Here is a 13632-nt window from a genome sequence, read left to right as displayed (position 1 = left end):
GCCTGCGGAGGGAAACCCTCCCGCAGCGCTGGTCTCACCTTGTCTCCCCACACTCCCCACACTCACGCATCCCCCACTAAGCAGGTAACTCAGCGGCATTACGGATATTCTCTAAGCTTAGATCGGGACTGGTGCGTTTAATTAAACCAGTTAGCACGTTACCCGGGCCAATTTCTACGACTTTCTCAATACCAATGGTTGGAAGCAGCAAAGAAATTTCTCGCCATCTTACTGAACCAGTCATTTGCTTGATCAGGCGCTGCTTTAAAATTTCTGGATCGGTTGTTGGTTCTGGTTCCACATTAGAAACTACGGGGACATTAGCTGGCTGAAATTGCACAGATTCCAAAATTTCTTGAAATTCTGTAGCCGCAGCTGCTATTAAGGGAGAGTGAAATGCGCCCGAAACTTTTAAGGGGATAGCACGCTTGGCTTTAACTTGCGACATTACCGCCTGTACAGCATCTGGAGTACCAGAAATAACAACTTGGGCAGGGCTGTTATCATTAGCCAATACGGCATCATGTGTTTCGGCGATAACTTTATCTAACTGTTCGCGGTCAAAGTTCATTAGCGCCGCCATCATCCCACCAGAAACACTATCCATCAGTTCGGCACGACGCTTCACTAGATGTAAGCCCACAGTCCAATCAAATACGCCAGCAACGTAAAGAGCAATATATTCTCCCAAACTGTGACCAGCAACTAAATCTGGCTGATGTCCCCGTTCGCGAATTAGGTCGGCAAGAATGGATTCTACTACATAAAGACTTGGCTGGGTGTAGAGGGTGCGTGATAGCTGTTCGGCATCGCGTTGGCAAAGATCTGTGACAGACCAGCCTAAGATACTCTCAGCTTCGGCAAATCTATCCTTAGCCGATGGTATATCTAATAAATCGATTCCCATTCCCGTTGCTTGGGAACCTTGTCCGGGAAACACCCATGCAGTTTTTGTCATTGGTCAAGAAAGAGTCAAGAATCAACAGTCAAAAGTCAAGGGTCAAGAGTCAAGAGTCAATGGTCAAGAGCCAAGGGTTATTAGCCATTTGACTACTTTGGACTGTTGACTTTGGACTTTGGACTCTTGACTAAGTATTTATCTTCCCCATTGAAAAATTGCTGCACCCCATGTCAGTCCAGCACCAAAGCCGGATGCAGCAATAATGTCATTGGGTTTGATTTTGCCTTGCCGCACTGCTTCATCTAAAGCAATGGGAATAGAGGCGGCGGAGGTGTTGCCATAATTGGCGAGATTGCTAATAACTTTTTCGTTGGGAATATTCAGGCGTTGGGCTACAGCATCCAGAATTCGCTGGTTGGCTTGGTGCAAGAGTAGCCAATCTATTTGCTCAATAGTGAGGTTAGCCTGAAATAATGCTTTGTCGATGACTTCTGGCACTTTTTGTACGGCAAAGCGGTAGACTTCTTTGCCATTCATCGTAATCGGTTGATATTTTCCTTGGCCGATATTGACACCGGGAATTAGTTCTTGGGAAGAGGCTTGATAGGCAAGGTTAAGGTAGTGGTTTTGGCTGCCATCACTTTTGAGTGTAAATCCTAGCAAGCGATCGCTCTGGTTGGCTTGTAATACTACTGCGCCTGCGCCATCTCCAAACAATACACAGGTGCGGCGGTCTTGCCAATCTACACACCGAGAAAGGATGTCTGCCCCAATCAAAAGTACATTTTGATATGCACCTGTTCTGATATATTGGGCAGCAGTTACAAGTCCAAATACAAAGCCAGAACAAGCGGCAGTCAAGTCAAAAGCTACGGCTTTGGTCGCGCCTAATTCCGCCTGAATTTGACAAGCACTGCCAAATAAATCGTCAGGGGTAGAAGTTGCTAACAGAATTAGATCGATATCTTCGGCTGTAATTCCCGCAGATGCGATTGCTTGACGACTAGCCTTAGCTGCGAGTAAACTCAAAGACTCGCTTGGATGGGCCAAGCGTCTTTGGCGAATTCCGGTTCTGGTTGCAATCCACTCATCGGATGTTTCCACCAGTTTACTCAGCGCTTCATTGTCTAGGGAAGTTTCTGGTACTGCCGAGCCACTTCCAGTAATTGCTATGCCTAAGTTATGCACTCCTTGTCTCCCGAACTATCACCTATCAGCGTTTAGTCATTAGCGATCGTTAGCCATTAGCTACTAACTATTGACCGATCGCTATTTTTATGCTACCGATTGCCGTCTTTTGGCTGATTGCTAACCACTATCGCGCTGTAGGGCTTCATACTGGGAACGAAGTCTTTGTAGTACCTGGTTGTCTACAGCTTCTTTGGCCATGCGAATCGCATTAAAAATTGAAGGTGCTTGTGAGCTACCGTGACCAATAAAACAAACTCCGTCCACGCCTAAAAGCAAAGCACCGCCATGTTCTGCGTGATCCATGCGCTGCTTAATTCTTTTGAGGTTGGGTTTTAAAATTGCTGTGCCGATTTGACCGTGCAATCCTTGGGGTAATTCTTCCCGCAGAATTTGCAAAATCACTTCTCCTACGGCTTCAGCAAATTTCAGCAACACATTGCCGACAAAGCCATCGCAGACAATCACATCAAAGTTACCAGAAAGCACATCACGCCCTTCAGCATTCCCAATAAAAGAAATTTGAGAATTTTCGCGTAGTAGTTGATGGGCGCGCAGAGCCACTTCGTTACCTTTGGTGTCTTCTTCGCCGATGTTCAACAAACCTACTTTTGGTTCGGCTGTACCTAGCACGTACTGACTGTAGGCTGACCCCATCACAGCAAACTGCTCTAAAAATTTCGGGCGGCAGTCTACATTGGCACCAACATCTAGTATTAGTACTGGCTTACCAGCTTTAATTGTGGGAAAAACAGTCCCTATTGCTGGGCGGTCAATTCCCGGCAATCGTCCTAAGCGGAGCAAAGCGGAGGCCATCGCAGCCCCAGAGTGTCCGGCTGAAAACACAGCATCTGCTTGCTGCTGCTTTACCAGATCCATCGCCACATTTATAGAAGCCTTACGTTTGCGTCTCACCGCGTTTAAAGGCTCCTCATCCATTGCGATCGCTTCCTCAGCAGGAACGATCTCTACCCCCGCCAGGCTTGTTTTTGGCGGCAGGGCAGCTTCGATTTGTTGGGGATCGCCCACCAACAGAACTTTTACACCCAATTCTTCTCGTGCTCGGATTGCGCCAGCTACGATTTCACCGGGTGCATGATCCCCTCCCATTGCGTCAATTGCGATCCTTACGCCAGTCGATCCCATTGCTTAAAGCTTTTAGAAACCTTACAAATTTTACCAGATGCCTTTGCCGAAAAATCGGAACATTTAGACTGCCAAGTTACTCTTGCCAATACGCAAGAGGATGTGGCAAGCCCAACATAACATGAATTGGTGAGGACTGGGGATAAGGAGAGGAGTGTGGGGAGTGTGGGGAGTGTGGGGAGAGAAGAACCATACTTAGTTCTTCCCCATCCTCCCATGCTCCCTGTTTGCCCCATGCCCTATGCCCAATTACCTACTCAACTGGATTTAATACCCAGTCAACCAGGGTTCTGACACCGAAACCGGTTGCCCCAGGCCCGTTGTAGCCATTTTCTTTATCTGACCAGACTGGGCCAGCTATATCTAAGTGTGCCCAAGGAGTGTCTTTGACGAATTGTTTGAGGAAAAGGGCGGCGGTAATCGCACCTCCGGGACGAGGGCCTGTATTTTTCATATCCGCGATGCCAGACTTTAGCCCTTCAAAATATTTTTCTTCCATTGGCATCCGCCAAATCTTTTCGCCTGTGTTCGCGGCTGCTTTTTCTAGCTGGGAAGCTACAGCATCATCGGGAGTAAACAAACCTGCAATATCATCACCCAAAGCGATAACGTTAGCACCTGTGAGGGTAGCTAGATCGACGATCGCATCTACTCCTAATTTTTCGGTATATACCAAGGCATCGGCTAGAGTTAAACGCCCTTCTGCATCGGTGTTATTGACTTCAATGGTTTTGCCATTTGATGCTTTGAGGATGTCGCCAGGGTGCATTGCATGACCGCTAATCATGTTTTCGGTGACTGCGGAGATAAAGTGAACCTCGGCACTCGGCTTTAGTTGGGCAATTGCTTTGGCTGCACCTAAAGTAGCGGCTGCACCACCCATATCAATTTTCATAGTTTCAATGCCGCTACCAGCGCCTTTAATATTGAGGCCGCCGGAGTCAAAGGTTAAGCCTTTACCAATAATTGCTAATTTGCGTGTGGGTGTGCCTTCTGGCTTGTAAGTTAGGTGAATAAATTTAGGAGGTAAATCGGAAGCTTGGGCGACTCCTAAAAAAGCACCCATGCCTAACTTTTCACACTCTTCTTTTTCTAAGATTTTGATTTGTAAGCCGTATTCGGTGGCGATCGCTTGGGCTGTTTCTGCCATAGTAATTGGTGTCACCGCGTTTGCTGGGGCTGCTACCAATTCTCTGGCTAAAATCACCCCAGAAACTATTTGATTGGCACGGGTAATCGCTGCTTCTTGCCCGCTAAACCCGATTAAATCTATGGTTTCTACTTGTGAGGCTTTTTCTTCTGGGTCTGATTTAAAGCGAATATCTTGATATAGCGCCAGTTGCACGCCTTCCGCGATCGCTTGGGCAGTCACTGCCGGATCGTTGTTCCATAATGGAAAACTAAAACCTAAAACTTTACTTTTTTGCTTTTTGGCTACCCTTCCTACGGCTGCGGCGGCGCGTCGCAAAGAATCAACTTTTAGCGCGTCAACTTTGCCTAAACCTACCAAAATCACTTTCTTGATGGGGCTACTACTAGCAGCTATCCGAGTAAATACAGTGCTATTTGCTTTCCCTTTAAATTCTTCTTCAGCAATCAGTTCTTTTAAAATCCCGGCAAACTTGCTATCCAAAGTCGCTAGTTCACCAGTTAACTCTACTGCATCTTCAAATAATCCAATCGCTAAAGTATCTCCTGCCCATTCCAACAGAGGCGTATCACTCGCTCGAATTACCATTTTTGTATTTTGTGTAAAAGTTCTTGTACCAGTATTGCTTAAAATTCTCTGTTCGTGCTTCGAGGATTTGCTTTGCGTCTATGTTTCTCAACGCAACTTAATAACGTAATATTTTATACTTAAAATTACTAACCCAGTAGGATGAGTTATTTCAAGAATCCCAAAGAGATCGCTCTTTTTCATTGCTTCATCAAAAGAACCTATCAAGGCGATTTGAGTAGGCAAAATGCCTTAAGACTTACTCAAAATTCCTTAAGGCTTACTCAAAATACCTTAAGGCTTACTAGTTTTGGTGTTTTCCGCAAGTAAAACGCCTCAACGTTTACTTCAAATGCCTCAAGGTTGACTAGTTTTGGTGTTTTCCGCAAGTAAAATGCCTTAAGGCTTACTTAAAATACCTCAAGGCTTACTAGTTTTGGTGTTTTCCGCAAGTAAAATACCTCAACACTTACTAATTTTAGTGTTTTCCGCAAGTGAAAAGGTATATTACTTACTCAAAATGTCTTGTTACTTTCTCATTACAGTATTTCACGCACTAAAAAGAGTAATTAACTTGCCTCTATGTCTTAATACACCTCATCATGAGTGCCAATATCGATGAGCAAGATCGCATCCTCATCCTCATCCGGATTTGCCTGAAAGGTGTAGATAATACGGCAATCATACTCTACCCAACAAGCCCACAAACCCTCTAAATCACCTTTTAACTTGTGTGCTTTTAAAGTGGGTGCAAATGGATCGGCTACAAGTAATTCCAAAACTTCAAAAATTGTTTCTTCTAAACGAGGATTTTTACGAATAACTCGTCTAAAAGCTCGTTTAAAACTACTATCCCAAAAAAGGACTCTCATTCTTCATTTAACAAATCAGCCCGCAGATCCTCAAGAGTACCATGCTTGGCTGTATCTGTTTTTATTGCTTTCAGCGTCTGTGCAGCATTTGCGGCAATCTCTTGACGCCGTTGTGCAATCCTTCTTTTAGAAATTAGTTCGAGTAGTAAATCTTGCTCTTCAGTCGAAAGAGCTTCTACATATTCAATTACTGTCTGAAAAGATACAGGTTTGCTCATCGACAGAGTTGATATTTTTTGCGCTTATGCAATTTTAATATAGCGCTTCTTGTTTGTTGATGATATCTATTCTCTATTCCCAAGATTAAACTTAGTTGCGATCGCGTCGATGATATTTTGCTCTAATTCTGAAGTTTCACCGTTAAGTTGGGCAATTTTTTTACATTGAGCCAACAACGGTATAGCAAAATCACGGTTGAGTCGATCTAGCAAGCTATTTAAAGGCTGGGGTGATTTGATATTTTGGGAAATTGCTTTTAATGAATTCTCACTCAGGTTGATAGCTTGTAACTCTGGGCGAATTTCTTCCCAAGTCTTGTCTGGATGGCTGGCGAGGATCATATGTACTAAAATTTGATCCATAATCGCTTCTTGAGCGATCGCGGTTTCTAAGTATTTTTCACTTTGTTGTTTTAATGTCGCCAATGTCTCTTTAGAAGTCAGAGACTTTGACTCGTCCAACTTGGCTTCGTAAAATCGACAAGCAGCATACCCCAATGAATAAATCATTGTCGCATTAGAACTAACTGCGATCGCCGCACCAGCAAAAGGAACATTTCTTAGCAAGCCTAATCCCGCAGCTTTCAACAGACGACTACCGCCCAAAGCTAGACCAAAAATCGCCAAAACTTCGCCCTTACGCGCCGAGTCTTTTAAATCTAGTCCGTAAGCAGCTGCTATTTGATAAAGCATTTCTGACTGTAATTTTGTCGTAGCTGCTAAATCAATTGCTAATAAAGCCGCCGCTATTCCTGGCAAAATACTAGTAGCTAAACCAATCCCACCTGCTTGTTTAGCTTTTTCCACCATAATTCTGTGAGAAATTTGGCTGGGTGATTCTTGAGGATATTGTTGTTTGAGTTTGTTGACTGTCTCTTGCGCTTTTTGCAAATCAACATTTTCACTAGCCCCAATTAACCAATTCAGATTTAACACCCCAGATAATCTGCGAATCAGCCAATTTTGACTGAGGCTATCGACTATCTTCCCTGTGTTTTGAGTCGATTGTTCAATTAGCTTGTGTGTTTGTTTAACAGCAGTTCCTCCCACATTCAATGCTGTTCCCGCTACCCAGCTTAATGTTTCAACAACAGAACCTAAAAATGATTCTTTATCTTTTTTTGTATTATTAATGGAAGAATTATTCGCTTTTTTATCTATTGCATTATGCAGTTTATCTGCCATTGCTGGGCACCTTCCGTGTAAAGCATTTCTATATTGCTTTTAGCAAATATGTACTTAACTTGACATCTCTCTGAAAGGATAAGCCGTTAGATAAAATCAACTATCCTTTGTTTTTATTGCCTTAACATTCAATTTCTGGTAGTCGGTAAAGAATATCTATTTAAAATACCTCGCCACATTCAATTGATGCATTTTGTGGGTTTTCACCTGACAGTATCTCCCACTTTAATTACCTGACTCAGTGCAGTGTTAGTTTCTAAAAAATCATTATCCCGCATAATTTCATAGAGATTAGTATTACTCTCTAGTAAGCAGGCGTGTCCGCTATCGGGTAGGATGACAGTCTGAGTGTTCTTGAAAATCTTCATTAAACGTCTTACCTCCTCTACAGAAGGCAAAAGTCGATCCTGAAGACCAGCGATCAGTAAAATTGGTTGTGTGAGGCGACGTAACTTTTCCTCGTCAACATCAAACTCTCTTAATAAAGATAATCGCCAGAGGACTGTTTCTGGCGGTACGGAACGCATACTTTTTAGCAGTTCTTGGCGATCGCTTCTAGTCATCCGTTGTAAAGATGCTAAAAACGGTAATAATCCCAGTGCGCCAACTTCATAAAGACAAGGATGCACCAAGTAAGTCAACTGAGACGCCCAATTTAACCAAGGACGTAATTTAAAGCTAGAAGCTGGGTTAATCAGGATAATCCGTTTAAATAACTGAGGAACCTGGATCGCCACTTTCATGGCTAAACAGCCACCAAAGGACTCACCACACAGATAAACTGGTCGCTGGGAACTTTTTTCTAATTCGGCGTGAATTAAATCCACTACATTCTTCGTGAGTACCTCCCAGGTAGTCAAGTCTTGTCTGGGAATCGCCAAACAGCGCACATCGAAACCTCGTTCCAATCCTGCGGTTTGCGATCGCAATAGTTCGCCCGTTCCATCCATTCCTGGCAAGTACACAAACAGGGGGTACTCTGGTTGTATGCGTTTCGGAGTCAGGAAACAAGGCTTTAAATCAACTTCTACCATTGTCAAATTTTCATTTATTTTGTTAATTTTATAAAATTTACCCTATGAAAGCTAAATAATTTCAGATTTGCTATCTTACAAAGGTTAATGTCTAGCAGTAAGTCAAAATTCTCTGAAAATTATCGTTTGGGTGAAAGAATTGATGTTAGATATAAATTTTTCAATTAAGTAATCTAAAATTCCATCGCTAATACATAGAACGAGCAAATTTAGAATTCCTGACAATATGTTTTACAAGCCTGCGATCGCTACCCTCCTTAGACTCTGCCCCATAAATAGCTTAAGCAATGTATAATTGTAGCCTCCACTATTTTAAGGATGGATAGTGGCTCCATCCCAAGTATGAGATATTCTAATAACATCCTTGACGTAACAAACTGGCAATTTCATAATGACAGCGATCTGTCAGTTCAGAAACAACAGTTTTCGCTTGTTTTCCTTGATATTGTTTTTGTTGTTGGGGCGTAATCCAATAGGGACGGCCAATTAAAACCGCGACTCGCTGATAAATCACCAAGGGATGCCAACCTGGTTGATTAAATAATGCTTCTGAAGGGTCAAATAAGCTTAATAAGCGTAAAGGCACGCCTGCGGTATTTACTTCCTCCAAAGAGGCGATCGCGATCGGCAAAACCGCTAAGTCTCTCACAGGCGATCGCAATGCCAAATGAGCAAATCCGCGTTGAAATTCACCCACCTCATCAGGCTGGGTAAATTTTACCATTGGTTCAGTTCCTTCAGGAAACACCCCTACCATCTGTTGGGACTGCAACAGCCGTTGAGATTGGGCAAAAAAGCTCTGCTGACGTTTATGAGTATCTTCTAAAGGAAAGCACCCCAATTGACCTGTAACTAATTCCCGCATAATGGGTACTTGTCCCATGTAGTGATGGCAAGCAAAGCGGATTGGACTCGATAGCGCTGCCATTAAAACAAAGGCATCCATAAAGCTGCGGTGATTGCTAACGACTAATACGCTAGCATCATGAGGAATCCGATCCTCGTAATAACGAAACATTCGCGTTGATAGCGCCGCCAATGACCAACGAGAAATCTCCAGAGGGCTATTTAGACTCATAGCAATCAATATAATTTTTCGGAAAATATCGCAGTTTATCTTGACTTAACATTACATTTCTTCACCCCTACTACGACCGTCTTAAGGTAGAAATGTCTAATTCTCAAAGTCAACTATATTTTCTGAGTCTCGCTCGTGTATTGCCAACGACAATAAATCCAATCAAACGCTTTACTAACTATTGTTAGCAGCCATTTTTTAACTATTGGGAGAAATTAGCTGCCTTTATGTAAAGCATAAAATAATCTGGTCTTTCCAGATTTGCTAATATTAAGGTATTGTTTGAAAAAAACTTAGTAATGTTATATAATTGCGTGGTTTTGTCCAAAAAAGTAACATATAAAACGTTTTAATAAGTTGTTTTTTATTGTGCATGAATCTAGTGAATAAAAAAGAAAAGACATTTGCACTGACAACTCCGTTATATTATGTCAATGATGTCCCCCATGTTGGTAGTGCTTATACAACGATGGCCGCTGATGTGGTAGCGCGGTTTCAAAGGCTTTTAGGGCATCAAGTGCTGCTGATTACTGGTACAGATGAACACGGGCAGAAAATTCAGCGATCGGCGGAGAATTTAGGAAAAGCGCCCCAAGAATTTTGTGATGAAATATCTCTCAGTTTTCGTTCTCTGTGGCACATACTAAATATTAAATACGATCGCTTTATTCGCACTACCGATCCGCGACATGAAGCCATTGTCAAAGAATTTTTTCAAAGAGTGTGGGATTCAGGTGACATCTACCAGGGACAACAAAAAGGCTGGTATTGTGTATCTTGTGAAGAATTTAAAGAAGAACGAGAACTACTAGAAGGAAACCGTTGCCCGATTCATACTAATAAAGAAGTAGAGTGGCGAGACGAACAAAACTACTTCTTCCGCTTATCCAAATACCAAAGTCAACTGCAAGAACTTTACCAGTCTAGACCGGATTTTATCCAGCCTGCTAGTCGGCGTAACGAAGTCCTCAACTTTGTTAATCAAGGATTGCAAGACTTTTCGATTTCACGGGTCAATCTAGATTGGGGCTTTCCCGTACCAGTAGATTCCAAGCATACTCTTTATGTCTGGTTCGATGCACTGCTGGGTTATGTAACAGCATTGTTAGAACCAAATACACAACCAACTTTAACAAATGCCTTAGCTAAATGGTGGCCAATAAACTTACACTTAATCGGTAAGGATATCCTCCGCTTCCATGCAGTTTACTGGCCAGCAATGCTGCTGAGTGCTGGTTTACCATTACCAGAACAAGTATTTGGGCATGGCTTTTTAACTAAAGATGGGCAAAAGATGGGTAAAAGTTTGGGTAATACCCTCGATCCCATAGAACTAGTCCAACGCTATGGTAGTGACGCCGTTCGTTATTACTTCCTTAAGGAAATTGAATTTGGCAAAGATGGCGATTTTAATGAAGTTAGATTCATTAATGTTTTAAATGCAGATTTGGCAAATGATTTAGGTAATTTGCTGAATCGCACGCTGAACATGGTGAAAAAATACTGCGCCGGGAATGTGCCAGCAATTGCCAATGAAGCCATTCCGGCTGACAATCCGTTAAAAGCGATTGGGTTAACCTTAGGGGAACAGGTGAAAAATGCCTACGAAATGCTGGCTTTTAATCGAGCCTGCGAGGCTATCCTGTTGCTGGCGCAAGCTTGCAATAAGTTTATTGATGAACAAGCCCCTTGGTCATTATATAAGCAAGGACAGCAAGAAGCATTGGAAAAAGTGCTGTATGCAGTTCTAGAATCAGTTAGACTAGCAGCTTATCTGCTATCCCCAGTGATTCCGAATATCAGTAGCGATATTTATCAGCAATTGGGCTTCGGAATTGACTTTAACGATCCTATAGAAAGCGCAATTGCTGCACCTTTCGATATTCATGCAACCTGGGGGATACTATCCGATAAACAAAAGTTGGGTACACCCCAACCAATTTTTAAGCGTATAGAACCCCCAAAAAACGACTAGACTAGTACTTTCAATTTTTGATTTTGCTTAATTTCTAATTCTGTCAAAACAAAGATCGGGGCTGTATTGATTAGCCCCGGTAGATTTTCATAAAACGCTCTAATGCATGAAAAAAGTAAAAATTTGTATCAGATATTACAAGGATAAAAACTGAGGTATGACATCAATGTTAAACAATTTAGAAAATGATTCGATATTTACGCCGGAACAAGTTTTAGAGAATCGGGGTCGTGTAGCTATATTTATTGATGGCTCAAATCTATTTTATGCCGCACTGCAACTAGGAATCGAAATTGATTACACTAAGTTATTGTGTCGATTAACTGGCGGATCTAGACTATTACGCGCTTTTTTCTACACTGGTGTAGATCGGACAAACGAAAAACAACAAGGATTCTTGCTGTGGATGCGTCGCAATGGCTACAGAGTTATTGCTAAAGATTTAGTCCAGCTACCAGATGGTTCAAAAAAAGCGAATCTGGATGTAGAAATAGCAGTAGATATGATGGCTTTAGTAGATTCCTATGATACAGCAGTTTTAGTGAGTGGCGATGGGGATTTAGCTTACGCAGTCAACTCAGTTAGCTATCGCGGTGTGCGGGTAGAAGTAGTGAGTTTACGTTCAATGACTAGCGATAGCTTAATTAATGTAAGCGATCGCTATATTGATTTAGAAGCCATTAAAGAAGATATCCAAAAAACCCCTCGCCAAAGCTATCCCTACCGTCCTTTATCCGGTATGGGCTTTTTGGACGACCCCAGAGATACTGATGGACATCTAGAAATTCAAGATTAATGAAGCAGGACGCAGACAAGAATCAAGGTAGAAGAGGTTCAAGAAATCTGGGGGGAAATAAAAAATATTCCCCCCAATTCTTTTTATGGCAATTTATTAGCGTTTCACCAATTAAGATAAATTGGTTTTGCCTACCTCTAACATTTTTTTTATTAGTTGGATTAGTTGCTTGTAACGGTAAATCGCCTAACGATCGCGCCAGTAATTCAGGTCAATCTGGACAAAATACAGATAGCAATCTGACTTTTTATGGTGTGGCTTTTGAACAGTTTGATGAAGTAGGGCGACCGATTTGGAAAGTTAATGCCAAAGAGGCAAAATATACCAAAGAAAAACAAATCGGTCAGGCTGAAAACCCTTATGGTGAATTATATCAAGATGGACAAGTAGTCTACCAAGTTAAGGCAGAACGAGCAGATATTGAAGAGAATGGCAAGCAGCTATTTCTCAAAGGTAAGATAGTTGCTACCGATCCTCGTAATGGCACTGTATTGCGAGGTAATGAATTAGAATGGCGTCCCAAAGAAGATTTATTGATTGTTCGTAACCAGTTAAACGGAACTCATAAACAACTACAAGCAGTGGCGCAAGAAGCGCGAGTTAAAACCAGAGAACAGCGCATAGACTTTTCTGGAGGAGTAGTAGCAAATTCTCAAGATCCACAATTACAAATGCGAACCGAGCATTTAATTTGGCATATTAAAGAAGAAAAATTAATTGGCGATCGCCCCGTACAAATTGACCGCTATAAAAATAATCAAATTACCGATCGTGGTCGAGGAAATACTACGGAAGTTAATCTGAAAACTAAGATTGCTACTGTCACAAAAAATGCCCAGCTAGAATTATTAGATCCGCCTATGCAGATAACTAGTAACTCTATGACCTGGAACATGAATGCAGAAACTGTCACGACAAATTCACCGGTGCGTGTCTTGCATAAGGCTGAAAATGTGACAGTAACTGCTAATCAAGGTGAAATGAAGATACCGCAAAAAACAGTTTATTTAACAGGCAATGTCAATGCTATTGGTCAACGTCGCCAATCTCTCAAATCGCGAACATTAACTTGGTATTTAGACAATAAATTAGTGGAAGCACAGGGTAATGTAGTGTATCGGCAAGTCGATCCACCATTAAATTTTACTGGGGAAACAGCCGTTGGTAATCTGCAAACAGAAAATATTGTCGTCAAAGGTGGCAATACTGGCGGTAGGGTAGTTACAGAGATTATTCCTCAGGAAAAAGTCAAGGGTCAATAGTCACGTCGCTTATCCTGCAAAGACGCTACGCGAACCCTCCGAATTCAAAATTCGTTTTGAAAAGTTGAGCCAGTGCGTTGGACGGGTTTCCCGGCTTAAAGCAACTGGCGTTGCTCAACGGGGGGAACCCCCGCACACAACTTTTCGCAAAATTCAAAATTAAACATCCCCATAAGTAAATTTAGGCAAATCAATCCTTTTGTTTTTCAGTCATTGGGTATTGGGTATTCGGCATTGCTTATGAGTTTCCTACCAATGAC

The 13632-nt window shown here is 42.2% G+C and carries 12 protein-coding genes; 3 read left to right on the top strand and 9 right to left on the bottom strand.

Annotated features, from left to right (window positions below; genetic code table 11):
- Positions 1-76: 76 nt before the first annotated feature.
- From fabD to AACU33_RS31380, 9 genes are all read right to left on the bottom strand, one after another.
- On the bottom strand, positions 77-958 hold the full coding sequence (gene fabD, locus AACU33_RS31420) for an ACP S-malonyltransferase (RefSeq protein WP_096594204.1): 882 nt from the start codon (positions 956-958) through the stop codon (positions 77-79).
- A 138-nt stretch (positions 959-1096) separates the two neighbouring features.
- The gene (locus tag AACU33_RS31415; protein WP_096594203.1) at positions 1097-2089 is read right to left on the bottom strand and encodes a beta-ketoacyl-ACP synthase 3; all 993 of its coding nucleotides are present in this window, start codon (positions 2087-2089) and stop codon (positions 1097-1099) included.
- Between the two features lie 120 nt (positions 2090-2209).
- Entirely contained in the window at positions 2210-3235 is a 1026-nt protein-coding gene (gene plsX / locus AACU33_RS31410) for a phosphate acyltransferase PlsX (protein WP_096594202.1), read from the bottom strand.
- Positions 3236-3488: 253 nt separating this feature from the next.
- Complete coding sequence (locus tag AACU33_RS31405; RefSeq protein WP_096594201.1) at positions 3489-4973, bottom strand: leucyl aminopeptidase; 1485 nt, start codon at positions 4971-4973, stop codon at positions 3489-3491.
- A 566-nt stretch (positions 4974-5539) separates the two neighbouring features.
- On the bottom strand, positions 5540-5824 hold the full coding sequence (locus AACU33_RS31400) for a type II toxin-antitoxin system RelE/ParE family toxin (RefSeq protein WP_096594200.1): 285 nt from the start codon (positions 5822-5824) through the stop codon (positions 5540-5542).
- A complete protein-coding gene (locus tag AACU33_RS31395; protein WP_096594199.1) occupies positions 5821-6042 on the bottom strand; it encodes a hypothetical protein in 222 nt (73 codons plus the stop codon). The genes AACU33_RS31400 and AACU33_RS31395 overlap by 4 nt, the downstream gene beginning before the upstream one ends.
- A 66-nt stretch (positions 6043-6108) precedes the next feature.
- Positions 6109-7227 carry an EcsC family protein gene (locus AACU33_RS31390; protein WP_096594198.1) on the bottom strand — a complete coding sequence of 373 codons (1119 nt, stop codon included), beginning with the start codon at positions 7225-7227 and terminating at the stop codon, positions 6109-6111.
- A 203-nt stretch (positions 7228-7430) separates the two neighbouring features.
- Positions 7431-8261, bottom strand: coding sequence for an alpha/beta fold hydrolase (locus AACU33_RS31385; protein ID WP_096594197.1), 831 nt, complete (start codon positions 8259-8261; stop codon positions 7431-7433).
- 352 nt (positions 8262-8613) lie between these two features.
- Complete coding sequence (locus tag AACU33_RS31380; protein WP_096594196.1) at positions 8614-9339, bottom strand: lysophospholipid acyltransferase family protein; 726 nt, start codon at positions 9337-9339, stop codon at positions 8614-8616.
- A 373-nt stretch (positions 9340-9712) separates the two neighbouring features.
- On the opposite strand from AACU33_RS31380, the gene metG reads away from it, so the two are divergent.
- The 3 genes from metG to lptC all read left to right on the top strand — a co-directional run bounded on the left by metG (position 9713) and on the right by lptC (position 13372).
- Complete coding sequence (gene metG, locus AACU33_RS31375; RefSeq protein WP_096594195.1) at positions 9713-11314, top strand: methionine--tRNA ligase; 1602 nt, start codon at positions 9713-9715, stop codon at positions 11312-11314.
- A 166-nt stretch (positions 11315-11480) separates the two neighbouring features.
- Positions 11481-12110, top strand: a complete 630-nt coding sequence (locus AACU33_RS31370; RefSeq protein ID WP_096594194.1) for a LabA-like NYN domain-containing protein — start codon at positions 11481-11483, stop codon at positions 12108-12110.
- Positions 12110-13372 (top strand): LPS export ABC transporter periplasmic protein LptC, encoded by a 1263-nt coding sequence (lptC, locus tag AACU33_RS31365; protein ID WP_096594193.1) that lies wholly within the window; start codon positions 12110-12112, stop codon positions 13370-13372. The genes AACU33_RS31370 and lptC overlap by 1 nt, the downstream gene beginning before the upstream one ends.
- Positions 13373-13632 lie beyond the last annotated feature (260 nt).

The organism is Calothrix sp. NIES-2098, assembly GCF_963875125.1.
GTDB lineage: Bacteria > Cyanobacteriota > Cyanobacteriia > Cyanobacteriales > Nostocaceae > Aulosira.
Note: the sequence above shows the minus strand (reverse complement) of the source record. Positions and strands in the feature narration are given on the sequence as shown.

What these genes read in the sequence shown, in the direction of transcription:
- fabD (WP_096594204.1), bottom strand. Translation starts at nt 958, where the DNA reads ATGACAAAAACTGCATGGGTGTTTCCCGGACAAGGTTCCCAAGCAACG.
- AACU33_RS31385 (WP_096594197.1), bottom strand. Translation starts at nt 8,261, where the DNA reads ATGGTAGAAGTTGATTTAAAGCCTTGTTTCCTGACTCCGAAACGCATA.
- lptC (WP_096594193.1), top strand. Translation starts at nt 12,110, where the DNA reads ATGAAGCAGGACGCAGACAAGAATCAAGGTAGAAGAGGTTCAAGAAAT.
- metG (WP_096594195.1), top strand. Translation starts at nt 9,713, where the DNA reads ATGAATCTAGTGAATAAAAAAGAAAAGACATTTGCACTGACAACTCCG.
- AACU33_RS31380 (WP_096594196.1), bottom strand. Translation starts at nt 9,339, where the DNA reads ATGAGTCTAAATAGCCCTCTGGAGATTTCTCGTTGGTCATTGGCGGCG.
- AACU33_RS31370 (WP_096594194.1), top strand. Translation starts at nt 11,481, where the DNA reads ATGTTAAACAATTTAGAAAATGATTCGATATTTACGCCGGAACAAGTT.
- AACU33_RS31400 (WP_096594200.1), bottom strand. Translation starts at nt 5,824, where the DNA reads ATGAGAGTCCTTTTTTGGGATAGTAGTTTTAAACGAGCTTTTAGACGA.
- AACU33_RS31390 (WP_096594198.1), bottom strand. Translation starts at nt 7,227, where the DNA reads ATGGCAGATAAACTGCATAATGCAATAGATAAAAAAGCGAATAATTCT.
- plsX (WP_096594202.1), bottom strand. Translation starts at nt 3,235, where the DNA reads ATGGGATCGACTGGCGTAAGGATCGCAATTGACGCAATGGGAGGGGAT.
- AACU33_RS31395 (WP_096594199.1), bottom strand. Translation starts at nt 6,042, where the DNA reads ATGAGCAAACCTGTATCTTTTCAGACAGTAATTGAATATGTAGAAGCT.
- AACU33_RS31405 (WP_096594201.1), bottom strand. Translation starts at nt 4,973, where the DNA reads ATGGTAATTCGAGCGAGTGATACGCCTCTGTTGGAATGGGCAGGAGAT.